Annotated in this window: 26 protein-coding genes, 1 tRNA gene and 1 riboswitch; of the genes, 9 read left to right on the top strand and 18 right to left on the bottom strand. The window is 69.8% G+C overall.

What is annotated here, in order from left to right; genetic code table 11:
* Nucleotides 1-23: 23 nt before the first annotated feature.
* From ACFC09_RS04365 to ACFC09_RS04355, 3 genes are all read right to left on the bottom strand, one after another.
* The gene (locus ACFC09_RS04365) at nt 24-344 is read right to left on the bottom strand and encodes a DMT family transporter (RefSeq protein WP_376523861.1); all 321 of its coding nucleotides are present in this window, start codon (nt 342-344) and stop codon (nt 24-26) included.
* A gap of 38 nt (nt 345-382) precedes the next feature.
* Nucleotides 383-452: riboswitch (guanidine-III (ykkC-III) riboswitch) on the bottom strand.
* Nucleotides 453-521: 69 nt separating this feature from the next.
* The gene (locus ACFC09_RS04360) at nt 522-884 is read right to left on the bottom strand and encodes a GroES family chaperonin (protein ID WP_376523860.1); all 363 of its coding nucleotides are present in this window, start codon (nt 882-884) and stop codon (nt 522-524) included.
* A 44-nt stretch (nt 885-928) separates the two neighbouring features.
* Nucleotides 929-1,258 (bottom strand): DUF3618 domain-containing protein, encoded by a 330-nt coding sequence (locus ACFC09_RS04355; protein WP_376523858.1) that lies wholly within the window; start codon nt 1,256-1,258, stop codon nt 929-931.
* Nucleotides 1,259-1,351: 93 nt separating this feature from the next.
* Here ACFC09_RS04355 and bcp point away from each other — a divergent pair, with 93 nt between their 5' ends.
* The 3 genes from bcp to ACFC09_RS04340 all read left to right on the top strand — a co-directional run bounded on the left by bcp (nt 1,352) and on the right by ACFC09_RS04340 (nt 3,378).
* The gene (bcp, locus tag ACFC09_RS04350; RefSeq protein ID WP_376523856.1) at nt 1,352-1,819 is read left to right on the top strand and encodes a thioredoxin-dependent thiol peroxidase; all 468 of its coding nucleotides are present in this window, start codon (nt 1,352-1,354) and stop codon (nt 1,817-1,819) included.
* A gap of 152 nt (nt 1,820-1,971) precedes the next feature.
* Complete coding sequence (locus ACFC09_RS04345) at nt 1,972-2,625, top strand: HNH endonuclease signature motif containing protein (protein ID WP_376523855.1); 654 nt, start codon at nt 1,972-1,974, stop codon at nt 2,623-2,625.
* A 669-nt stretch (nt 2,626-3,294) separates the two neighbouring features.
* Nucleotides 3,295-3,378, top strand: a tRNA-Leu gene (locus tag ACFC09_RS04340).
* A gap of 55 nt (nt 3,379-3,433) precedes the next feature.
* On the opposite strand, the gene rdgB is transcribed toward ACFC09_RS04340, so the two are convergent.
* From rdgB to ACFC09_RS04320, 4 genes are all read right to left on the bottom strand, one after another.
* Nucleotides 3,434-4,036, bottom strand: coding sequence for an RdgB/HAM1 family non-canonical purine NTP pyrophosphatase (gene rdgB, locus ACFC09_RS04335; protein ID WP_376523853.1), 603 nt, complete (start codon nt 4,034-4,036; stop codon nt 3,434-3,436).
* A 32-nt stretch (nt 4,037-4,068) separates the two neighbouring features.
* Complete coding sequence (locus ACFC09_RS04330) at nt 4,069-4,476, bottom strand: hypothetical protein (RefSeq protein ID WP_376523851.1); 408 nt, start codon at nt 4,474-4,476, stop codon at nt 4,069-4,071.
* Nucleotides 4,477-4,601: 125 nt separating this feature from the next.
* Nucleotides 4,602-5,339 carry a ribonuclease PH gene (gene rph, locus ACFC09_RS04325; protein WP_376523850.1) on the bottom strand — a complete coding sequence of 246 codons (738 nt, stop codon included), beginning with the start codon at nt 5,337-5,339 and terminating at the stop codon, nt 4,602-4,604.
* Between the two features lie 400 nt (nt 5,340-5,739).
* Nucleotides 5,740-5,973, bottom strand: a complete 234-nt coding sequence (locus ACFC09_RS04320) for a glucose PTS transporter subunit EIIB (RefSeq protein ID WP_376523848.1) — start codon at nt 5,971-5,973, stop codon at nt 5,740-5,742.
* 185 nt (nt 5,974-6,158) lie between these two features.
* Here ACFC09_RS04320 and ACFC09_RS04315 point away from each other — a divergent pair, with 185 nt between their 5' ends.
* Nucleotides 6,159-7,445: a PTS transporter subunit EIIC gene (locus ACFC09_RS04315; RefSeq protein ID WP_376523847.1), complete on the top strand. Its 1,287-nt coding sequence runs from the start codon at nt 6,159-6,161 to the stop codon at nt 7,443-7,445.
* A 178-nt stretch (nt 7,446-7,623) separates the two neighbouring features.
* A complete protein-coding gene (locus ACFC09_RS04310; protein ID WP_376523845.1) occupies nt 7,624-8,874 on the top strand; it encodes a PTS transporter subunit EIIC in 1,251 nt (416 codons plus the stop codon).
* Nucleotides 8,875-9,023: 149 nt separating this feature from the next.
* Here ACFC09_RS04310 and ACFC09_RS04305 read toward each other — a convergent pair whose 3' ends face one another.
* Nucleotides 9,024-9,776: an MBL fold metallo-hydrolase gene (locus ACFC09_RS04305; protein ID WP_376523844.1), complete on the bottom strand. Its 753-nt coding sequence runs from the start codon at nt 9,774-9,776 to the stop codon at nt 9,024-9,026.
* A gap of 263 nt (nt 9,777-10,039) precedes the next feature.
* On the opposite strand from ACFC09_RS04305, the gene ACFC09_RS04300 reads away from it, so the two are divergent.
* A complete protein-coding gene (locus ACFC09_RS04300) occupies nt 10,040-10,555 on the top strand; it encodes a type II toxin-antitoxin system PemK/MazF family toxin (RefSeq protein WP_376523842.1) in 516 nt (171 codons plus the stop codon).
* A 31-nt stretch (nt 10,556-10,586) separates the two neighbouring features.
* On the opposite strand, the gene ACFC09_RS04295 is transcribed toward ACFC09_RS04300, so the two are convergent.
* From ACFC09_RS04295 to clpS, 8 genes are all read right to left on the bottom strand, one after another.
* A complete protein-coding gene (locus ACFC09_RS04295) occupies nt 10,587-11,135 on the bottom strand; it encodes a hypothetical protein (protein WP_376523840.1) in 549 nt (182 codons plus the stop codon).
* A 140-nt stretch (nt 11,136-11,275) separates the two neighbouring features.
* Nucleotides 11,276-12,226: a PLP-dependent cysteine synthase family protein gene (locus ACFC09_RS04290; protein ID WP_376523838.1), complete on the bottom strand. Its 951-nt coding sequence runs from the start codon at nt 12,224-12,226 to the stop codon at nt 11,276-11,278.
* Nucleotides 12,227-12,241: 15 nt separating this feature from the next.
* Nucleotides 12,242-12,529, bottom strand: a complete 288-nt coding sequence (locus tag ACFC09_RS04285; protein ID WP_376523836.1) for a MoaD/ThiS family protein — start codon at nt 12,527-12,529, stop codon at nt 12,242-12,244.
* Nucleotides 12,530-12,642: 113 nt separating this feature from the next.
* Nucleotides 12,643-12,738 carry a putative leader peptide gene (locus ACFC09_RS04280; protein WP_376523835.1) on the bottom strand — a complete coding sequence of 32 codons (96 nt, stop codon included), beginning with the start codon at nt 12,736-12,738 and terminating at the stop codon, nt 12,643-12,645.
* Between the two features lie 77 nt (nt 12,739-12,815).
* A complete protein-coding gene (locus ACFC09_RS04275) occupies nt 12,816-13,238 on the bottom strand; it encodes a Mov34/MPN/PAD-1 family protein (protein ID WP_376523833.1) in 423 nt (140 codons plus the stop codon).
* A gap of 154 nt (nt 13,239-13,392) precedes the next feature.
* Nucleotides 13,393-14,811 (bottom strand): amino acid permease, encoded by a 1,419-nt coding sequence (locus ACFC09_RS04270; protein ID WP_376523831.1) that lies wholly within the window; start codon nt 14,809-14,811, stop codon nt 13,393-13,395.
* Nucleotides 14,812-15,143: 332 nt separating this feature from the next.
* Complete coding sequence (locus ACFC09_RS04265) at nt 15,144-15,752, bottom strand: DUF2017 domain-containing protein (protein WP_376523830.1); 609 nt, start codon at nt 15,750-15,752, stop codon at nt 15,144-15,146.
* A gap of 11 nt (nt 15,753-15,763) precedes the next feature.
* Nucleotides 15,764-16,081: an ATP-dependent Clp protease adapter ClpS gene (clpS, locus tag ACFC09_RS04260; protein ID WP_121894012.1), complete on the bottom strand. Its 318-nt coding sequence runs from the start codon at nt 16,079-16,081 to the stop codon at nt 15,764-15,766.
* Nucleotides 16,082-16,138: 57 nt separating this feature from the next.
* Between clpS and ACFC09_RS04255 the strand changes: the two genes are divergently transcribed.
* Both ACFC09_RS04255 and ACFC09_RS04250 read left to right on the top strand, forming a co-directional pair.
* Nucleotides 16,139-17,536: a nicotinate phosphoribosyltransferase gene (locus ACFC09_RS04255; RefSeq protein ID WP_376523828.1), complete on the top strand. Its 1,398-nt coding sequence runs from the start codon at nt 16,139-16,141 to the stop codon at nt 17,534-17,536.
* Between the two features lie 135 nt (nt 17,537-17,671).
* Nucleotides 17,672-18,295 (top strand): isochorismatase family protein, encoded by a 624-nt coding sequence (locus tag ACFC09_RS04250; RefSeq protein WP_376523826.1) that lies wholly within the window; start codon nt 17,672-17,674, stop codon nt 18,293-18,295.
* A gap of 186 nt (nt 18,296-18,481) precedes the next feature.
* On the opposite strand, the gene ACFC09_RS04245 is transcribed toward ACFC09_RS04250, so the two are convergent.
* Nucleotides 18,482-18,847 (bottom strand): hypothetical protein, encoded by a 366-nt coding sequence (locus tag ACFC09_RS04245; RefSeq protein WP_376523825.1) that lies wholly within the window; start codon nt 18,845-18,847, stop codon nt 18,482-18,484.
* Nucleotides 18,848-18,968: 121 nt separating this feature from the next.
* On the bottom strand, nt 18,969-21,320 hold the full coding sequence (locus ACFC09_RS04240) for an immune inhibitor A domain-containing protein (RefSeq protein ID WP_376523823.1): 2,352 nt from the start codon (nt 21,318-21,320) through the stop codon (nt 18,969-18,971).
* Between the two features lie 405 nt (nt 21,321-21,725).
* Between ACFC09_RS04240 and ACFC09_RS04235 the strand changes: the two genes are divergently transcribed.
* A complete protein-coding gene (locus ACFC09_RS04235; RefSeq protein WP_376523821.1) occupies nt 21,726-22,013 on the top strand; it encodes a hypothetical protein in 288 nt (95 codons plus the stop codon).
* The last annotated feature ends 101 nt before the right edge of the window (nt 22,014-22,114 follow it).

The raw sequence follows: 22,114 nt of genomic DNA, 5'->3' as shown, positions 1-22,114 counted from the left end.
CGCCGGACGGGCCGGGCACCCGGTCAGTGACCGGAGGTCGCCTTCAGACCCACCACGGCGACCAGCAGCAGACAGACGAAGAAGATCCGGGCGGCGGTGACGGGCTCACCCAGCACCACCATGCCGAGCACCGCCGCCCCGGCCGCCCCGATGCCCACCCACACGCCGTAGGCGGTACCGATCGGCAGGGTCTTCGCGGCGTACGAGAGCAGCACCATGCTGGCAACGATGCCGGCCCCGGTGAACACACTGGGCACCAGCCGGGTGAAACCGTCGGTGTACTTCATACCGATCGACCAGCCCACTTCGAGCAGACCGGCGACGACGAGCAGAACCCAGGCCATGACGGGCACCTCCGGGACATACGCACTGACTGGACGGGGGTGCGTCGTCTTTGCCTGCGCCCCGGTACGGCGCGTCTCGTCGGGCTCCTCCAAAACTAGCAAAACAACGGCCGGAGGGGCCGGTGACAAAGGCCACCGGCCCCTCCGGCCGTTGAATCACAGACTTCCCGGAGCTTGCTACAGATACAGGCCGGTGGAGTCCTCCGAGCCCTCGAACCGGTCCGCGGCCACCGCGTGCAGATCGCGCTCGCGCATCAGCACATACGCGACACCCCGCACCTCGACCTCGGCCCGGTCCTCCGGGTCGTACAGGACCCGGTCGCCCGGCTCCACGGTCCGGACGTTCTGCCCGACCGCGACGACCTCGGCCCAGGCCAGCCGACGGCCCACGGCCGCGGTGGCGGGAATCAGGATGCCGCCGCCCGAACGCCGTTCGCCCTCGCTGGTGTCCTGCCGCACCAGGACCCGGTCGTGCAGCATCCGGATGGGCAGCTTGTCGTGCTGGGAGCTGCTGCTGTGCTCGTTACTTTTGGCGCTCACGCCTTCGAACCTACCTGCCTTCGCCGTACCCGTAGGAGTCCGGGTCAGCCCTTGCGGCGCCGGGACCCGAGGGCGACCAGGCCCACCACCCCGACGGCGAGCAGCGCGACGGGCACGATGCGCTCCATCCGCGGCGCCCCCTCCTCGTCGACGAACTGCGCCCTGACATCGCTGATCACCCGGTTGACCTGCACATAAGCCCGTCCCAGGGTGTGGTCGACGTTGGCGACGACCTTGGCCTTGGCATCCCCGACGACGGTCTTCGGATGCACCCGCACCCCGATCTCGTCGAGCGTCTCGGCCAGCACTTCACGGCGGCGTCTGATGTCCGCCTCGATCTGCGCCGGGGATCTGGTGTCCGACGTGTCCGCCACCGTACGGCCTCCGAAGTCTGCTGGTGCTGTTTCGGACAGTCTGTCAGCTTCCCGCGCCGCCGCACTGTCAGGACCCCCCGTTACGCTAGACCGATGAGCGAGCGACTCCAGCCCGGGGACGTGGCCCCCGCCTTCACCCTCCCCGACGCCGACGGCAACGAGGTGTCCTTGTCGGACCACAAGGGCCGCAAGGTCATCGTGTACTTCTACCCGGCGGCCCTCACCCCCGGCTGCACCAAGCAGGCGTGCGACTTCACCGACAACCTGGACGTACTGGCAGGCGCGGGGTACGACGTGATCGGCGTCTCCCCCGACAAGCCGGAGAAACTGGCGAAGTTCCGCGAGAAGGAGTCCCTGAAGGTCACCCTCCTCGCCGACCCCGACAAGCGGGTCCTGGAGGAGTACGGCGCCTTCGGCGAGAAGAAGCTCTACGGCAAGACGGTGGTCGGCGTCATCCGCTCCACGGTGATCGTCGACGAGCAGGGCAAGGTGGAACGCGCCCTGTACAACGTCAAGGCCACCGGCCACGTCGCCAAGATCATCAAGGATCTGGGCATCTGACCCCGACGACCGCACCTCGCACCGACGGCCCGCGCCGGAAACCCACCCGGCCACGGGCCGTTCCGCTGCCCGCCCCCGCGTGACCATCCGACCATCACTTCGTTACTCCGTACGAGCCACGAACGAGTGGCTGGGAACGGAGGGGGATCGGTATGGGGGGCAGTGCCTACAGCAGGGAGCGGCTGGAGGCCGCGGTTCAGGGAGCGCGGACGTTGTCCGAGGCCCTGGAGCGGCTGGGGGTGGATCCGCGGAGTTCCACCAGGAACTACCTCAGGGAGCGGATGCGGAAGCTGGGGGTCGACACGTCGCACTTCGAGAAGGAGGGGGTCAGATGGACCCGGGAGATCCTTCAAGCGGCGGTGTCGGCTTCGACCAGCATGACCGAGGTGCTGCGCCGTCTCGGCCTAGACGTGGTGGGCGGGCATCACACGCACATCAGCCGTCGGATCAAGGCGTACGGCATCGACACCTCGCACTTCCGGCTACCGACCCGGAAGGGAGACGGGAGCCGCCGTCGGGCGCCGGAGGGTTTGCTGGTGAAGCAGTCAGCCGCCACGGCCCGGCGAATGCAGAGCAGCCGTCTCAAGCAGGCCATGCGGGAACACGGTCTCGACGAGCGCTGCGCCTTGTGCGGCATGGCACCGGTCTGGCTGGGCGAACCACTGCCACTTGAGGTCGACCACATCGACGGTGACTGGCGCAACAACGAGATCCAGAACCTGCGGCTGCTCTGCCCCAACTGTCACTCGACGACGGACAATTACCGAGGCCGTGGTAGCCGTTCCGTCACGGACGGCGCCTCGTGAGTGAGGTCGTGCGGTACACCAGGGAGCGGCTGACGGAGGCTGCCGAGCAATGCTCCGACGTCGACGAGGTCATCGCCCACTTCGGCACCCGACCCTATGGGAGCCTCCGCCGGTACATCATGAAGCGATTCGCCGACTTCGACATCGACGTCTCGCATTTCCCCGCAGTCGGCAGGCTCCCCCGTCCCACGTCCAGCGAGTTGCACGACGCAGTAGCCGAGTCGGCTTCCCTGGCGGAGGTGCTTCGCCGCCTGGGCCGCCCGGACAACGCTGGGCAACGCGCCGGCCTCAGGAAGCGGATCGCGGAGGAGCGTCTTTCAACCGCCCACTTCGTGGGACAGGGACACCGGAGAGGGAAGCGGGCTCCGAACAGTCGGCACCCCGAGGAGGTTCTGGTGCGGCGCGAAGACGGGCAGCGGACACAAACATCGCGGCTGCGCCGTGCGCTCCATTCAGTCGGTGTCCCAGACAAGTGCGCCGGGTGCGGGGTGGGACCACAGTGGCTCGGGAAACCCATGACACTGGAGATCGACCACGTGAACGGCGACTGGAAGGACAATCGGCGCGAGAACCTGCGGCTGCTATGCCCGAACTGTCACGCGATCACCAGCACATGGTGCAGGGGAGGCCAAAGGCAGCCGACGACGCCCGGTACGATGTCAGGGACTGGCGGCGGTGGCGCAATGGCGACGCAGCAGACTTAGGATCTGTGGCCCCTGAAAGGGCTTGAGGGTTCGAATCCCTTCCGCCGCACATGAACGGCCTGCGCATCGAAGGATCGATGCGGCAGGCCGTTCCGGCGTACGCCTCAGCCCAACAACTCCCGCACCACCGGCACCAACGCCCGGAACGCCTTCCCCCGGTGGCTGATGGCGTTCTTCTCGGCCGGGGTGAGTTCGGCGCAGGTGCGGGTGGCGTCGTCCGGCTGGAGGATCGGGTCGTAGCCGAAGCCGTTGGTGCCCGCGGGGGCGTGGCGGAGGGTGCCCCGCAGTTGGCCCTCGACCACCGCCTCGCGGCCGTCGGGCAGGGCCAGGGCCGCCGCGCAGGCGAAGTGCGCGCCGCGGTGTTCGTCGGCGATGTCGGAGAGCTGGGCGAGCAGCAGGTCCAGGTTGGCCTTGTCGTCGCCGTGTCGTCCGGCCCAGCGGGCGGAGAAGATGCCGGGGGCGCCGTTCATGACGTCGACGCACAGGCCGGAGTCGTCGGCGACGGCGGGCAGGCCGGTGGCCTGGGCGAGGGCGTGTGCCTTCAGGAGTGCGTTCTCGGCGAAGGTGACGCCCGTCTCCTTGACGTCGGGGACGTCGGGGTAGGCGTCCGCGCCGACGAGTTCGTGGGGCAGGCCCGCGTCGGCGAGGATGGAGCGCAGTTCGGTGATCTTTCCGGCGTTGCGGGTGGCGAGGATCAAGCGGGTCATGGGGGCCAGTATCCCTTGCTGCGGCCGGTGGTTTACGGGGTGCAGACCTTGGTCAGTTCGCCCGCCGCGTCGGTGACCGGTCCGACGTCGGGGGTGGTGTCGCCGTTCTTGATCGCCGTGCGGATGGTGTCGACGGCTGTGCCGAGGTCGTCGACCGCTTTGTTGACGTCGGCGTTGTCGGTGGTGTCGCCGATCTTGTCGAGGTTCTTCTGGATGGCGTCGAGGGATTCGGCGGCCTGGGTGGGGTCGGTGGTCGCGGTCTCCACCGCCTGTTGGAGTCGGGTGACGCTGTCGGCGATGGAGTCGGCGGTGCGGACGCAGTCGAGGGCCTTGTTGACGCTGTCGCATCCGGTGGCGAGGCCGGTGGTGAGTGCGACGCCGGCTGTCACGGCGGCGAAGGCGGTGATACGGGCTCGACGGCGGCGTCGGCTCGCGGCCATGGCTGGGTTCCTCCCCCGGTTCGGGCTGGCCGGGCGCACACCCCTGTGTCGTGCGCCCGTACCCATGGGGACGCCGGGGAGGTCGGCGGGGTTGCCCCGCGGGAGGGTTCTGTTTGGCGTGCCCTTTACTGTTCGAGGGTGGTGTCGAGCGCCTTGTGCTGGAGGGCCGCGAGGTCGGTGCAGCCGGTGACCGCGAGGTCGAGGAGGGCGTTGAGTTCGTCGCGGGCGAAGGGTTCGGCTTCGGCGGTGCCCTGGACCTCGACGAAGCGGCCGTCGCCGGTGCAGACGACGTTCATGTCCGTGTCGGCGCGGACGTCTTCCTCGTAGCAGAGGTCGAGGAGTGGGATGCCGCCGACGATGCCGACGGAGACGGCGCTGACGGTGCCGGTGAGTGGGCGGCGGCCGGGGCGGATCAGTTTCTTGCCCTGGGCCCAGGTGATGGCGTCGGCGAGGGCGACGTAGGCGCCGGTGATGGCGGCGGTGCGGGTGCCGCCGTCGGCCTGGAGGACGTCGCAGTCGAGGACGATGGTGTTCTCGCCGAGGGCTTTGTAGTCGATGACGGCGCGCAGGGAGCGGCCGATGAGCCGGGAGATCTCGTGGGTGCGGCCGCCGATCTTGCCCTTGACGGATTCGCGGTCGCCGCGGGTGTTGGTGGCGCGGGGCAGCATGGCGTACTCGGCGGTGACCCAGCCTTCGCCGCTGCCCTTGCGCCAGCGGGGGACGCCTTCGGTGACGGATGCGGTGCAGAAGACCTTGGTGTCGCCGAAGGAGACGAGGACGGAGCCTTCGGCGTGCTTGCTCCAGCCGCGTTCGATGGTGACCGGGCGGAGTTGTTCTGGGGTGCGGCCGTCGATTCGAGACATGGAGTTGAGCCTAGTGCCTGGGCGGGTGGGCGCCGGGCCGGGTGTGGGGCGGCCGGGGAGGGTCGGTCCTGGGGTCTCCCGGGGGCGGTCGGGGCACGCGCCCTTCGGCGCGCCCCGGGAACCGCGCGGTCTGCTCCCACGCTCGCGCACTGGCCGACAACCGGGGCCCGGTGCCTTGCCCGTGCCGGAGGCGCGCCGGCATGTGTGAGGAGCCCGGCATGCGTGAGGAGCCCGGCATGCGTGAGGAGCCCGGCATGCGTGAGGAGCCCGGCATCCGTGAGGAGCCCGGCATCCGTGAGGAGCCCGGCATGCGTGAGGAGCCCGGCATGCGTGAGGAGCCCGGCATGCGTGAGGAGCCCGGCCGCAGGCGGCGGGGCCCCTCACGGGTGGGCCGTGCGGCTCACATCATGTCTTCGATCTCCGAGGCGATCGGGTCGGCGTCCGTGCCGATGACGACCTGGATGGCGGTGCCCATCTTGACGACGCCGTGGGCGCCGGCGGCTTTCAGTGCGGCTTCGTCGACCTTGGAGGGGTCGGTGACCTCGGTGCGCAGGCGGGTGATGCAGCCCTCGATCTCCTCGATGTTGTCGATGCCGCCGAGTCCGGCGACGATCTTCTCTGCCTTGCTGGCCATGTTCCCTCTCCCTGGTCTGAACCGCTTTGTCGCAGTAACCCACAGTTGGCCCAGCTTCGCGAGCGTCCTTGTCCTGCGTATCTAAGGATGGCGTTCACGGCAGCGGAACCGTCCGAAACTGGTCTACACCACCCGGGAGACGGTCGCCAAGCCCGCTTGTGAGCCGAGGGGCGCGGAGGGACGGGATGAGCGCGGACAGCACGGTCTCTCCCGCCCGCGCGCGCTGGAGCGGTCTGTTCCAGGGGTTGCAGAAGATGGGGCGCAGTCTGCAACTGCCCATCGCGGTGCTGCCGGCGGCGGGCATCCTCAACAGGCTGGGCCAGCCTGATGTGTTCGGGGTGCGGGGGCTGGGCTGGACGGTCGTCTCGAAGGTGATGGCGGGGGCGGGGGGTGCGCTGCTCGACGGTTCGCTGGGGTTGCCGTTGTTGTTCTGTGTCGGGGTGGCGATCGGGATGGCGAGGAAGGCGGACGGTTCGACGGCGTTGGCCGCGGTGGTGGGTTTCCTCGTCTACTACAACGTGCTGCGTCAGTTCCCGCAGGGCTGTGCGGCGGGTGCGCGGGCGGTGGCGGTCGGCTGTCAGGCGCGGGACGGGACGGTGACGGCCTTCACGTATCAGAATCCGGGGGTTTTCGGGGGCATCGTGGTGGGGCTGCTGGCGGCGTTCTTCTGGGCGCGGTTCCATCGCACGCGGCTGGTGGACTGGCTGGGTTTCTTCAACGGGCGTCGGTTGGTGCCGATCGTGATGGCGTTCGTGGCGATCGTGTTCGCGGCGTTGTGTCTGTGGGTCTGGCCGCCGGTCGGTGCCGCGCTGGAGGGTTTCAGCGGGTGGATGCGGGGTCTGGGGGCGTGGGGTGCGGGGGTCTTCGGGGTGGCGAACCGGGCGTTGCTCGTGGTGGGTCTGCATCAGTTCCTGAACGTGCCCATCTGGTTCCAGTTCGGCAGTTATACGGAGCCGGACGGCACGGTGGTGCACGGTGACATCAACATGTTCCTGGCGGGTGATCCGCAGGCGGGGCTGTTCACGTCGGGTTTCTTCCCGATCATGATGTTCGCGTTGCCCGCGGCGGCGCTGGCGATCACGCACAGCGCGCGGCCGGACCGCCGTGCGGAGGTGGGTGGTCTGATGGTGTCGGTGGGGCTCACGTCGTTCGTGACGGGCATCACCGAGCCGATCGAGTACTCGTTCATGTTCGTCGCGCCGTTGTTGTACGTGGTGCACGCGGTGCTGACGGGGGTGTCGATGGCGGTGACGTGGGGGCTGGGGGTGCACGACGGTTTCAGTTTCTCGGCGGGTCTGATCGACTACGTCATCAACTGGGGTCTGGCGACGCGGCCGTGGCTGATCGTGCCGATCGGTCTGTGTTTCGCCGTCGTCTATTACGTGGTGTTCCGTTTCGCGATCGCCCGGTTCGGGCTGCGGACGCCGGGGCGGGAGCCGGTGGAGGAGGTCGAGGACGTCTCCGAGGCGTGATCGGTGCGGTGTCGGTGCGGTGTCGGGGGGCTGGTCGGCGGGCCTTCGGCAACGTCACCAAAGTGTGACCCAAACCCGGCACCATGCTATGGAATTCTCAGTTCCGTGGGTGCCCTCCACCGTGTTACAACAGGTCTACACCACTGAGTGGTGTAGACCACCACCCGATGGAGGACGCATGAGCACCGCCACCGCGACGGCGGCTCCCGCGAAGAAGCGGGGATCCGGCCTGTTCCAGGGCCTGCAGAAGGTCGGCCGCAGCCTGCAGCTCCCGATCGCCGTGCTGCCGGCGGCGGGGATCATGGTCCGGCTCGGCCAGGACGACATCTTCGGCAAGGACGGCCTCGGCTGGGACAAGGTCGCCGCCGTGTTCAGCAACGCGGGCGGCGCCCTGACCGGCGCCCTTCCGATCCTGTTCTGCATCGGCGTGGCCATCGGGTTCGCCAAGAAGGCGGACGGTTCGACCGCGCTGGCCGCGGTGGTCGGCTTCCTCGTGTACAGCAAGGTTCTCCAGGCTTTCCCGGTCACCGACGCGGTGATCAAGAACGGCCCGGACGTGGCCGCCACCTACAACGACCCCGGGGTGCTCGGGGGCATCATCATGGGTCTGCTCGCCGCCGTGCTGTGGCAGCGCTTCCACCGGACCAAGCTGGTCGACTGGCTGGGCTTCTTCAACGGCCGCCGGCTCGTGCCGATCATCATGGCCTTCGTCGGCCTCGTGATGGGTGTCTTCTTCGGCCTGCTCTGGAAGCCGGTCGGTGAGGGCATCTCGAACTTCGGCGAGTGGCTGACCGGTCTCGGTTCGGGTGGCGCGGCCCTGTTCGGCGCCGTGAACCGGGCGCTGATCCCGGTGGGCATGCACCAGTTCGTGAACACGGTGGCCTGGTTCCAGCTCGGCGACTTCAAGAACTCGGCCGGCGACATCGTGCACGGTGACATCACCCGGTTCCTGGCCGGTGACCCGTCCGCCGGTCTGTTCCAGTCCGGGTTCTTCCCGATCATGATGTTCGGTCTGCCGGCCGCCGCGCTCGCCATCGCGCACTGCGCCCGTCCCGAGCGCCGCAAGGTGGTGCTGGGCATGATGGTCTCCCTGGCGCTGACCTCGTTCGTCACCGGTGTCACCGAGCCGATCGAGTTCTCCTTCATGTTCGTCGCGCCGGTCCTGTACGTGCTGCACGCGGTGCTGACCGCGGCGTCGATGGCGGTGACCTGGGCCCTGGGTGTGCACGACGGCTTCAACTTCTCGGCCGGCTTCATCGACTACGCGCTCAACTGGCATCTGGCGACCAAGCCATGGCTGATCATCCCGATCGGTCTGGTCTTCGCGGTGATCTATTACGTGACCTTCCGTTTCGCGATCATCAAGTTCGATCTGAAGACCCCGGGCCGTGAGCCCGAGGAGGAGGTCGAGGACCTCACCAAGGCGTGAGCCCCGCCCCGGAACGACCGGACGGCCCCGGAACCGATGCTCGGTTCCGGGGCCGTCCGGTGTCCGGGGCCTTCCGGTGTGGGGACCCTCCGGTGTGCGCACGGGCCTGGACTCCGTGCGGTCCGGATCGCGCGCGGATCCCGTACGGTCTAGATCTCGTACGTCGCCCTGGGCGCCGCCAGTTCCACCGGGCCGTCGAAGACGGCGCGCGCGTCCGCCAGGTTGACCTCGGGGTCGGTCCACGGCGGGATGTGGGTGAGGACCAGGCGCCGGGCACCCGCGCGGGTGGCGCTCTGGCCCGCCTCCCGGCCGTTGAGGTGCAGGTCGGGGATGTTCTCCTTGCCGTGGGTGAACGCGGCCTCGCACAGGAAGAGGTCGGTGTCCCGGGCCAGCTCGTCGAGTGCCGCGGTGACACCCGTGTCCCCGGAGTACGTCAGTGACTTCCCGCCGTGTTCGACCCGGATGGCGTACGCCTCCACGGGGTGCCGCACCCGCTCGGTGTGCACGGTGAACGGGCCGATCTCGAACGTGGACGGCTTGATGGTGTGGAAGTCGAAGACCTCGCTCATGGAGGAGGCGGTGGGGGTGTCGGCGTAGGCGGTGGTCAGGCGCTGCTCCGTGCCCTCGGGTCCGTAGACGGGGATCGGGGCGGCGCGTCCGCCGTCGTGGCGGTAGTAGCGCGCCACGAAGTAGGCGCACATGTCGATGCAGTGGTCGGCGTGCAGATGGCTGAGGAAGATCGCGTCGAGGTCGTAGAGACCGCAGTGGCGCTGCAACTCGCCGAGGGCGCCGTTGCCCAGGTCGAGGAGCAGCCGGAAGCCGTCGGCCTCCACGAGGTAGCTCGAACAGGCCGAGTCCGCGGACGGAAACGACCCCGAGCAGCCGACGACGGTGAGCTTCATGAAGCAGAAACCTCCGTTGGCGGTGAATCCGGCTGGACCGAACCGGAAGGAACGATCCACTAGGGGCGAAAGGGGGTTCGGAAAAAGGCAGACAGGGGTCGTGCGGTCCGTCGAGCGTAAAGCGCGAAAGCTCGGGTCGCGCCTTTGCCAGGGGGCGTTGTGGGCGAACTCACCTGTGGTGTCACCGGTTCGGCTGGACCGGGGGCGCAGGCGATATGACAGAGGGCGCGCGCGGGGTTGCACGCGCCGGTACCGTCAAGCCTATGGACACGTCCTGGTGGCTGGCGCTCGCGGCGGTGGTGCTGCTCGCGCTGATCGCCACGCTCGTCGACGGCTGGGGACGCGGCCGCCGGCCGCCCCGGCGCAGGACGTGGTCATCGGGGCGCGACGAGGGTCCCCGGGCCGGCGTGGAGCGGCCGCGGCCGGGTGACATCTGGTGGGCGAGCGTGCCGCACGAGCCGGAGGGGCCGGTGCCCGAAGGGGTCGCGCGCGGCGCCTCGGGCGGGGCGGCGGCGCGGGACGGGCGGGCGGAGGACCGGCCCTGTCTGGTGCTCGCGGTGCACGGCAAGCGGGCCACGGTCGCGAAGATCACCAGCAGGTACCGCGACGAACAGGCCGGGGTGATCCCGCTCCCGCCGGGTTCGGTGGGCGACGCGCAGGGCCGGCAGAGCTTCCTGGAGACGGACGAGTTGCGCCAGGTGCCGGTGTGGGACTTCCGGCGCCGGGTGGGCGTGGTCGATCCGGTGCTGTGGGACCAGGTGCGGCACCTGGCGACCTGAGCGCGTCCGGGCGGCGGGCCCGACGGGTGGCTCAGCGGACCCGTACGGTGACCGTCCAGTTCTGCAGGCCCTGGCAGGCGACCTGGCCGGGGCTGCCCTGGGCGCACAGCGGGCGGTACGAGGTGAGTCGGGCGGTGCCGGCGGCGACGGCTTCGTAGGCGGCGAGCGCGTGGCCCGGCTGGACGACGACGCCCGCGTTGACGGCCTTGAGCGCGTTGCCGGTGGCGGTGAGCGGCTGCCAGGGGCGGTCCGGGATGCCGGCCAGATCGATCCGTACCACCCCGCCGCGCGTCAGGCACAGGCTGTGGCCGTCGTCGGCGGCGGTCAGCTCGGCCTGCGTCACGCAGCCGCCGGAGGGGTTGCCGGGTACGGAGGGGGTGCCTGACGTGGACGGGGTCGCCGGTGCGGACGGGCCGGACGGGGTCGACGAGGGGGTGCCGCTGCCCGCGCTGCGTCCGCCGCCCGCGCTGTCCCCCGTGCCCGAGCCGTCGCCCGCCGTGCCGCAGCCGGCGAGCAGCGCCACGGCCGCCGCGGCGGCGAGCGTCGTGCGGTGGATCCGGTGGATCGTCGTACGGCGCATGGGGCGACCGCCTTTCCGCGAAGGTCTCGGACCGGTACGGATATGACGTTCCACCCGGCCGTCCGGATCCGTCGCGGACCCCCGCCGGTTTCCACCGGCCGGGGTCCGCCACTCGGCGGTCGAAGGGCTGGGGCGGGGCGCTACGCCCAGAGCTGGCCGTGCAGCGTCTCGATGGCCTCTTCGGTGGTGGCCGCCGTGTAGACGCCGGTGGAGAGGTACTTCCAGCCGCCGTCGGCCACGATGAAGACGATGTCGGCGCTCTCGCCGGCCCGCGCGGCCTTGCGGCCGACGCCGATCGCGGCGTGCAGCGCGGCGCCCGTGGAGACGCCGGCGAAGATGCCCTCCTGCTGGAGGAGTTCCCGGGTGCGGGTGACCGCGTCGGCCGAGCCGACCGAGAAGCGGGTGGTGAGCACGGAGGCGTCGTACAGCTCCGGTACGAAGCCCTCGTCGAGGTTGCGCAGGCCGTACACGAGGTCGTCGTAGCGGGGCTCGGCGGCGACGATCTGCACGTCGGGCTTGTGCTCGCGCAGGTAGCGGCCGACGCCCATGAGGGTGCCGGTGGTGCCGAGTCCGGCGACGAAGTGGGTGATCGAGGGGAGGTCGGCGAGGATCTCCGGACCGGTGGTGGCGTAGTGGGCGCCGGCGTTGTCCGGGTTGCCGTACTGGTAGAGCATCACCCAGTCCGGGTGCTCGGCGGCGAGTTCCTTGGCGACGCGCACGGCGGTGTTGGAGCCGCCCGCGGCCGGTGAGGAGATGATCTCCGCGCCCCACATGCCGAGCAGGTCCCGGCGTTCCTGCGAGGTGTTCTCGGGCATCACGCACACCATGCGGTAGCCCTTGAGCTTGGCCGCCATGGCCAGCGAGATGCCAGTGTTGCCCGAGGTGGGCTCCAGGATCGTGCACCCCGGGGTGAGCCGGCCGTCCTTCTCCGCCTGCTCGACCATGTGCAGGGCGGGGCGGTCCTTGACCGAGCCGGTCGGGTTGCGGTCCTCCAGCTTGGCCCAGATCCGGACGTCGGCGGACGGCGAGAGGCGCGGCAGGCACACCAGCGGGGTGTTGCCCACCGCGGCGAGCGGGGAGTCGTAGCGCATGGGGATCAGGGCCTGTCAGGCCATGCCGCCGGCCACCGCCGGCAGGATGGTCACGACGTCGCCGTCGGACAGCTTGGTGTCGATGCCGTCGACGAACCGGACGTCCTCGTCGTTCAGGTAGACGTTGACGAAGCGGCGCAGTTGGCCGTCCTTCGCCTCGTCGATGAGGCGGCCCTGGATGCCCGCGTGCCGGGTTTCGAGGTCGGCGAACAGCGCGGCGACGGTGTCGCCGTTGCCCTCCACCGCCTTCTGGCCGTCGGTGTACTGGCGGAGGATGGTGGGGATGCGGACCTCGATGGCCATGGTTGCGGGCTCCTGTCGGAAGAATCGGATCGGGCGCACGGTGGGTCCCCCGGCTTTCGGCACGTGGGGGGGGGGAGCGCCGCGGCTCACGGCCGCACGGCGGCACGGAAACGTCAACAGATGGCGCTGTTCAGCCTGCACAGATCGACGTGCAGCCGCGCCACGAGCAGCATGCCCGGCGCTTTCTCGCTCACGTCGTGGAGAACCATGGGCACATCGTATCGATTCCCGGTCCGCCTCCCGGAATGCGATCTCGCATGGTGGATGAATTCTGACCGAATTGCGGTCAGTACGCCGCCACGACCTTGACTTCCTCCTCGGTGACCTCGCCGTCGAGGATCCGGAAGGAGCGGAACTGGAACTCGCCGAGGCCGTCGGTGTCTGCGGTGGAGACCAGGACGTAGTGGGCGCCGGGCTCGTTCGCGTAGCCGATGTCGGTGCGGGACGGGTATGCCTCGGTCGCGGTGTGGGAGTGGTAGATGATCACCGGCTCCTCGTCGCGGTCGTCCAGTTCGCGGTAGAGCTTCAGGAGGTCCTGCGAGTCGAACTCGTAGAACGTGGGCGAGCGGGCGGCGTTGAGCATCGGGACGAAGCGCTCGGGGCGGCCGGTGCCCGCCGGACCCGCGACCACGCCGCACGCCTCGTCCGGGTGGTCCGCGCGGGCGTGGGCGACGATCCGGTCGTACAGGTCCTGGGTGAGGGTCAGCATGCGGGCCAGGATAAGCAGTGGGGCCGCTCCGTACCGAGGGGCGGTACGGAGCGGCCCATATGACGGACGTCCGGAGCGGCTGCCGCAGCGTTCGCCCTGTCGGGTGTGCTGCGGCCGGACGTCCTCGGTGGCGCGGTGTTCGGTGGGCCGGACTTCAGCCCACCTGCTCCAGCGCCGGTTCGCGGCGGTCGGTGGTCCCGGGGGTGCCCTTGCGCAGGAACAGCCAGCCGATGCCGAGCGCGGCGGCCCAGCCCGCCATCACGTACAGGCAGACCCGGGCGTCGGCGTCGTACGCGATCAGTCCGGTGACGAAGAGGAGGAACGCGACGGCGATCCAGCTGCACACCGATCCGCCGGGCGCGGGGAAGGAGGACGCGGGCAGCCGGCCCGCGACGACGGCGCGGCGGTAGCGGATGTGGCTGATCAGGATCATCAGCCAGGTCCAGATGCCGGCCGCGGTGGCGACGGAGGTGACGTAGCCGAACGCCTTCTCCGGGACGACGTAGTTGAGGACCACGCCGATGCACATGAAGGCGACGGAGACCGTGATGGCGAACGCCGGGGTCTTCGAGGCCGACAGCCGGCCGAACGCCTTGGGGGCCTCGCCGTTGTCCGCGAGGGTGCGCAGCATGCGGCCCGTGGAGTACATGCCGGAGTTGCAGGACGACAGGGCCGCGGTGAGCACCACGAAGTTGACGATGCCCGCGCCGGCCGGGATGCCGATGACGGCGAACGCCTTCACGAAGGGGCTGACGCCTTCGGCGAACTCGGTCCACTTCACCACGCACAGGATGACGGTGAGGGCGCCGACGTAGAACAGCGCGATCCGCCAGGGCAGGGTGTTGATGGCCTTCGGGAGGGTCTTCTCCGGGTTCTCCGACTCGCCCGCGGTGACGCCGACCAGTTCCACGGCGAGGTAGGCGAACATCACGCCCTGGAGGGTCATCAGGGAGGAGCCGATGCCCTTGGGGAAGAAGCCGTCGAACTGCCAGAGGTTGGAGACGGTGGCCGTGTCACCGGCGGCGCTGAAGCCGAAGGTGAGCACACCGAGCCCGATCACGATCATGCCGATCAGCGCGGTGACCTTGACCATCGAGAACCAGAACTCGATCTCGCCGAACAGCTTCACGGAGATCAGGTTGGCCACGAACAGGACGACGAGGAAGACCAGGGCCGTCAGCCACTGCGGGACGGACGGGAACCAGTAGTGGATGTAGATCGCGGCGGCCGTCAGCTCGGCCATGCCGGTCACCACCCACATCATCCAGTACGTCCAGCCGGTGAAGTAGCCGAAGAACGGGCCGAGGAACTCCCGTGAGTACTCGGCGAAGGAGCCTGTGACGGGCCGGTAGAGCAGCAGCTCGCCGAGTGCCCGCATGATGAAGAAGATGATGGCGCCGGAGACGGCGTACATCAGGATGAGACTGGGTCCGGCCTTGGCGATGTTCGCCCCGGCTCCCAGGAACAGGCCGACGCCGACGGCGCCGCCGATCGCGATCATCTGGACCTGACGGCTGCCGAGCCCGCGCTCGTAGCCCTCTTCCGGTGCCTCGGTGACCTGCGATGGGGTCATGTGCGGTGTGCCTTTCTCCACGCCGGTCCGGGCCCTTCGGCCGACCACGAACCGGATTCCGGTCCCCCCACGACTGATGGAGCTGGGCCTTGCCGGTGATCGACCGGCCGGCCGCACACCTGACGGGACATGGATGGTGTCCGCCGGGCGGTCGTGAAGATGTACCACGGCAGCCCCGCTGATCACACCGGTGCACTGTGACGCACCGCACAGGAAAAAACGGGATAAATTGCAAGCAATCCGATCAAAACCGGTCACTTTGGTGACGGGATCGTTATCCGGATTTGAGCGTCCTCTGAGCGAACGGGGAATGAACAGGGAATGCGGACGAATCAGGGCATGAGCGTCGAGACCAGGGTCTCCTGGAGTCCGCCGAGCCACAGGTACGCCATCACCATCGGCTTGCGCGGGTCGTCGTCCGCCAGCCGGTAGAGCAGTTCGGTGTCGTCCTCGTCGGTGATCTCCAGCCGGGAGCCGATCGCCAGCCGCAGGTCGTTGAGCGCGCCCAGCCACTGCCGGGACTCCTCGGGCGACAGCTTGAGGACCGCCCCGCCCTCGCCGGACGCGGCCAGCGCGTCCAGGGCGCGGATCACCGCGAGGGCGTTCTCCCGCTTGCCCGCCCGCAGGTCGTTCTCGGTGTAGCGGCGGAACTCGGCGGAGGACGCCTCCTGCTCCGCCGCGCGGGCGGGCGAGTCCGCCGTCCGCCCGGGGTCGCCGTAGGCGTCCGGGAAGAGGCGGCGCAGCACCGGGTCGGCGGGCGGCTCACTGGGCCCCTCGGTGAACAGTTCGGCGAGCGGGTCGGCGGGGGCGTCCGCGGGGGCGGTGCCGGGACCGATCAGTTCCAGCAGCTGGACGGCCAGCGACCGGATGATGGAAATCTCGACGTCGTCGAGCGCGACGGCCGCGCCGCCGCCGGGGAGCGGTTCGAAGTGTCCTGACATCGGTGGCGTCGTTACTTCCGGTCCTGCTGGAGGGTGGCCCACAGACCGTAGCCGTGCATCGCCTGCACGTCGCGCTCCATCTCCTCGCGACTGCCGCTGGAGACGACCGCCCGGCCCTTGTGGTGGACATCGAGCATGAGCTTGGTGGCCTTGTCCTTGGGATAGCCGAAATACGTCTGGAAGACATACGTGACATAGCTCATGAGGTTGACCGGGTCGTTGTGCACGATCGTGACCCAGGGGACGTCCGGCTCGGGTACGGCGAAGACCTCCTCCGCCGACTCGGTGCGTTCGATCTCTACGGGCGCGGGTGACGTCACATCGCCCATGCTGCCATGCGCAGCAAAAATCGTCACACTGACGAGATGGGGGTAGCATGCGGGTTCATGGACACAGCGGACCTTGGGCTGCCGGAGGACGAAGGGCGCGGGACACCGCCGCGCCGGGGCGGTGGCGGCAGGCGGGTGGGCGTGCCGTCGACGGCACTCTTCACGGACCAGTACGAGCTGACGATGCTCCAGGCGGCCCTCAGGGCGGGCACCGCCGGGCGGCGGAGCGTGTTCGAGGTCTTCACCCGGCGGCTGCCGAACGGGCGCCGCTACGGCGTCGTGGCGGGCACCGGGCGGGTGCTGGACGCGGTCGAGGACTTCCGCTTCGACGTGGGCGTCCTCGACTTCCTGCGGGAGCGGCAGATCGTCGACGAGGACACCCTCCAATGGCTGTCCGAGTACCGCTTCACGGGTGACATCTGGGGCTACCCGGAGGGCGAGGTGTACTTCCCGGGCTCGCCGGTGCTGCGGGTGGAGGGCTCGTTCGCCGAGTGCGTGCTCCTGGAGACCGTGATCCTCTCCATCCTCAACCACGACTCGGCCATCGCGGCGGCGGCCTCCCGGATGGCCTCGGCCGCCGGGGGCCGGCCGCTGATCGAGATGGGCGCCCGGCGCACCCACGAGCTGTCCGCGGTGGCCGCCGCGCGCGCCGCCTACATCGGCGGTTTCACCACCACCTCGGACCTGGCCGCCGGCTTCCGCTACGGCATCCCTACGGTGGGCACCTCCGCGCACGCCTTCACCCTGCTGCACGACAGCGAACGGGACGCCTTCCGGGCCCAGGTGGACTCGCTCGGACGGGGCACCACGCTGCTGGTGGACACCTACGACGTCGCCGAGGCGGTCCGGACGGCCGTCGAGGTCGCCGGGCCCGAGCTGGGCGCGGTGCGCATCGACTCGGGGGACCTGCTACTGGTCGCGCACCGGGTGCGGCAGCAACTGGACGAGCTGGGCGCGACCGACACGAAGATCATCGTGACCTCGGACCTCGACGAGTACGCCATCGCCTCGCTCGCCGCCGCCCCGGTGGACGCGTACGGCGTCGGCACCCAGCTGGTGACCGGCTCCGGGCACCCGACCTGCTCGATGGTCTACAAGCTGGTGGCGCGCGCCGAGTCGGCCGACCCGCAGGCCCCGCTGGTACCGGTGGCGAAACGATCCACCGGCGGCAAGACCTCCATCGGCGGACGCAAGTGGGCCGCGCGCCGGCTGGACGCCTACGGGGTGGCGGAGACCGAGGTCATCGGCACCGGGCCGGTGCCCGCGGAGCTGGCCGACCGGCAGCTCCTGGTCGAGCTGGCCAAGGGCGGCGAGGTGGTGGCCCACGAGCCGCTGGACGTCGTCCGCGACCGGCACATCGCCGTACGCGCCAGGCTGCCGCTGTCCGCGACCCAGCTGTCGCGCGGGGAACCCGTCCTCGCGACGGAGTACGTACACGGAGGCCCGGGGTACTAGTGGGCGTGCCGGGGCCGACCGCCCCGACCGCCCCGGCCGCACCCCTCCCGCCCCGGAGCAGAAGTCTCTAGGCTCGTAACTTCACACTCCCCCGCCCGCCACGAGCTGGGGACCGCCAGTCGAAGGACACCGACCATGCGCCGCGCCTTGATCGTCGTAGACGTGCAGAACGACTTCTGCGAGGGGGGCAGCCTCGCGGTGGCCGGGGGCGCCGATGTGGCCGCCGCCATCACCGAGCTGATCGGCCATGGGGGTCCCCCCTGTTCGAGCGAAGCCGAGAACTCGGGGGACCCGGCCGGCTACCGGCACGTGGTGGCCACCCGTGACCGCCACATCGCGCCCGGTGGCCACTTCGCCGACGACCCCGACTACGTCCGCTCCTGGCCCGCGCACTGCGTCGCCGGCACCGAGGGCGTGGGCTTCCACCCGAACTTCGCCCCCGCGGTCGCCTCCGGCGCGATCGACGCCGTCTTCGACAAGGGGGCGTACGCGGCGGCGTACAGCGGCTTCGAGGGCGCCGACGAGAACGGCGTCCCGCTGGCCGACTGGCTGCGGGCCCGGGAGGTCGACGAGGTGGACGTGGTGGGCATCGCCACGGACCACTGCGTACGCGCCACCGCCCTGGACGCCGTGCGGGAGGGATTCCGCACGCACGTCCTGCTGGACCTGACCGCGGGCGTCTCCGCCGACACCACCCAGCACGCCCTCGAAGACCTACGAGAGGCAGGCGTGGAACTGTCGGGCAAACCGGTCGTCTAGTGCCCCGGAGGGCCGCGCCCCACAGGGGCGCGGGGAACTGGGGGTCCCCCCTGTTCGAGCGAAGCCGAGAACTTGGGGGAGCGCCCAGCCACGACGCACCCGCAGACAACCGACACCCCTCACGCCCCACCGCCCCCACGCACCCGCACCCGGCGTTTCACGGCGCGCCGCCCAGCGGAGCGCACGTCACAGCCCACCCAGCGGAGCGCGAGCGCGCCGCAGCGCCCTGATCGGATGCCACAGCTCCGTGACCAGGTCAGCCGTCCCGACACCGTTGTCAGGCGCGGTACGCCATATCAGCCCGTCCGGATGGTGCAGCACCGCCGTGATCTCGTCCGGCGTCGGCGGAGCCGCGTTGCCACGCAGGTAGACCGCCCGCATGCCCAGGTTGCGCAGCCGCGTCAGGGCGCGGGCCCGGTTCCGGGCGTGCACCAGCACACGCACCACACCCGCGGTCGTGCCCGCGGGCGCGCCGTCGGCGGCGGGGCTGGGCAGGTTCAGTGCCACCACCACCGTGCCGTTCGGCAGCTTGCAGAAACCTCCTGCGGCCATTCAGTCACATCCCCGTTTCGGTCGGTGTCAATAAGAGCGCCACAGGACGCACCTAAACACGATCGGCGGCGACCCGCCAAGGGGTCGCCGCCGATACGTCTCTGACCTGCGAGGATGCGAGCTACTTCACCGCGGGGCCGACTTCGATGTCGATCGTCGAGCCATCACGGGCCTGCTTGTCGATCTTGATCTTGGTGTTGGTGTCAGTGATCTTGACACCGGACGCCGGGTTCGACGAGTCGTAGTAGGTGCTGGTGTGGTCGTTGAAGACCGGCACCCCCTGCGACGACTTGATCCGGGTCGGCACATCCGCCTTGTGCAGCGTGATGCCGTCCGTGCGCTCCAGGCTGAACGGCGAGTCGTAGGCCTGGATGCGGCCCCGCATCAGCGTGCCGTCCGACCAGCGCAGCGCGGCCGGGTGCGAGTCGATCGGGAGGATGAGGCCGGTGCCGGGGTGCTGGCCGGTGTTGTTGTCCTGCTCGGAGGTGTCCCACTTCCAGATCAACAGGCCGTTCTGGTACGGGTAGTGCTCCACCCAGTCCGGACGGGTCGTCGAGAAGCCGAAGTTGTACGGGCCGGTCTTCAACGTCGTGTCGTACGACACGTACTGGCGGTTCTCGGCGACGTAGTACTGCGCGTAGTCCTTGGTGAAGGACGCGCCGATCCGGGAGAAGCCGTTCGCCGTCCAGGCCGCGTCCGCGCTCTCGGCGTCGTCGGCGAAGACCGTCGCGCCGTCCGCGGTCACGGCGATCTGATCGGCCGCGAAGCCGTCTTCCGCCACACCGCCGTCGGTGGCGTAACGGAACCGCAGGTCGATCTTCTGGCCCGCGTAGGCGTCGAGCGGGTACGACAGCTTCTTGTACGCGTCCGAGAACCCGGTGAGGGCGGGCTTGTCGCTGCCGTCCCGACCGATGGCCTGGCCGTCCGCCGTGCCGTCGAGCGCGGTCCAGTTGGCGCCGCCGTCGGTGGAGACCTCCGTGTAGAGGTAGTCGTAGTTCGCCTCGATGGCCCACCAGCCGTCCAGGGACAGCGTGGCCGACGACTTGCCCGTCAGGTCGACGGACCGGGTCAGGGTGTTCTTGAGGTCGTTGCCGCTGCCGCTCCACCACTGCGTCGAGCCCTGCGCCGGGGCGACGATCTCGGTGGTGACCTCCTTGTCCGGGAGGGTGACGACCAGCGCCTGCGGGTTCTTGGTGTTGTACTCGGCGACGCCCAGCTTGTGCGCGGACCTGCTGCCCGCCTTCGCCACGTCGTAGTCGAGCCAGCCCAGCTGGAGCTTGTCCCAGGCGTTCATGTCGCCGGGCAGGTCACCGATGGCGTCCTCGCCCCGGCCGAGCCAGGAGCCGGAGGACATCAGGGTCCAGAAGCCGGTGGAGTTCTCGCCGCCCGCGGTGTCGTACTCGTCCGGCAGGCCGAGGTCGTGGCCGTACTCGTGGGCGAAGACGCCCAGGCCGCCGTTCTCCGGCTGGATGGTGTAGTCGCCGACCCAGATGCCGGTGTCGCCGATCTCGGCGCCGCCGAGCTTGTTGTCGTCGGGGCCGGTGGCGCCGGCGTCGGTGCCGTAGGCGTACCAGCGGTGCGCCCAGATCGCGTCCTCGCCCTGGGCGCCGCCGCCCGCGGACTCGTCCTCACCGGCGTGCACGATCTGGAAGTGGTCGATGTAGCCGTCGGGCTCGTTGAAGTCGCCGTCGCCGTCGTAGTCGTAGCGGTCCCACTGGTCGTACTTGGCCACGTCCGCCTTGATGTCGGCGTCGGAGCGGCCGGCCGCCTTCTGCCCGGCGACCCAGGACTTCAGGCCGTCGCTCACCACGTTCCAGACGCTGGAGCAGGTGCTGGAGCCGCACGCGTTGTTGCCGTAGCGGGCCTCGTTGTAGGGGACCTTGACCCAGTCGGAGACCTCGCCGTCCACCGAGTAGCGGCCCGAGGACTGCTTCTCGTAGTACTTCTTCAGCGACTCGGTGTTCTTGCCGGTGCCGAAGTAGAGGTCCTCGTAGTGCTTCTGGTCGTAGTCGGCCTGCCAGTCGGTGCTGTTGTCACCGGCGCGGTCCGGCGCGGCTATCTCGTTGTGCTGGGGGCCGGCGGAGCCGCCGTAGCGGGGGTCGGTCTGGTCGCCGAACTCGACGAGGATCGTGAAGATCTCGTCGGTCTTCTCCCGGCCCAGTTCGACGTACTTGCTGTCGCCCTTCTTGCTCTTGAGCTGGACGACCTGCGAACCGTCGCGGTCCTGCACCGTGGCCCGGCCGGCGATGACCTGGTCGAGCGCCTCCTGGCGCTGAGCGTCCTGGGTCCTGCTCAGCGGGCCGTCGAGGTCGTGCGTCTCCTGCTTCACCGGGGCCGGGTCGTGCCGGTTCGCGGCGGCCGACGCGGCCGTGGTGCTCGCCTCCGCGACGGCGAACGTCGCGAACGTGGCGGACGCCGCCGCGAGCGCGACACCGACCGCGGCGACTCTGAACGTCCAGGGTCTGCTGGTCACTTGAGTTCCTCCCCAGCGTCGCGCGCACGAACAGGACGGGTCCTGGGCATGGAGGGGTCCGTGCGTGATCAACGCGTGTAGTCAAGTGACGTAATTTGACTAGAGGTTTAGGAGAAAAGACAGGTCTTGACTTGAGCAGGACAACTGGACTATGTACGGACTCCGACGCGAAGCGGGCCCGGCGACACCGACGGAGCACCCAACGGGCGCGTGGGCCAGGGCACTTGCCGGATGCATGACTCCGTGCGCCCCCCGTGCCCCGGTACCGTGGGTTAGGCCACGCTTACCAACCGTTCCACTCGGGCATGCACGCGAATAGAGTCGAAAGTGGAACGCCCGGAAGTCGGCTGAAAGCCAGGCCGGTTGACCGCCTCACCCCCGATATCCTCCGAGGACACGATTGCCATGCCTCGTCCGACTGCCGCACAGCTCGCCTACGGTTCGTGCACCGTCATCTTCTCGACGCTCGCCATGCTGCTGCTGTCGCAGACGAGTTCGGGACTGGGTATCGCCGTGATCGCCCTCGCGGCGCTCGTCCTGGGGCTGCTGGTCGCCATGACGGTACCCCTGCCCAAGTCTCGTACGGCCGCCCCCGCGGCCACGACGCCGGCCACCGCCCAGCGGGTGGTGCCGGCGCCCCGCAAGCCGGTGGCCGCCGCGGCCGAGCCGGTGCGCGAGCCCACGGCTCGCTGAACGCCACACGCAGTCGGCGGGGGGGGGGGGGGGCCCGCCCCCCCCCCCCGCGGGGGCGCCCCGGGGCCCCCCCCCCCCCCCCCCGCCCCGGGGTGGACCCC

Origin of the sequence: Streptomyces sp. NPDC056161 (assembly GCF_042268025.1) — a bacterium.
GTDB lineage: Bacteria > Actinomycetota > Actinomycetes > Streptomycetales > Streptomycetaceae > Streptomyces.
This window is presented reverse-complemented; position numbering and strand designations above follow the sequence as displayed.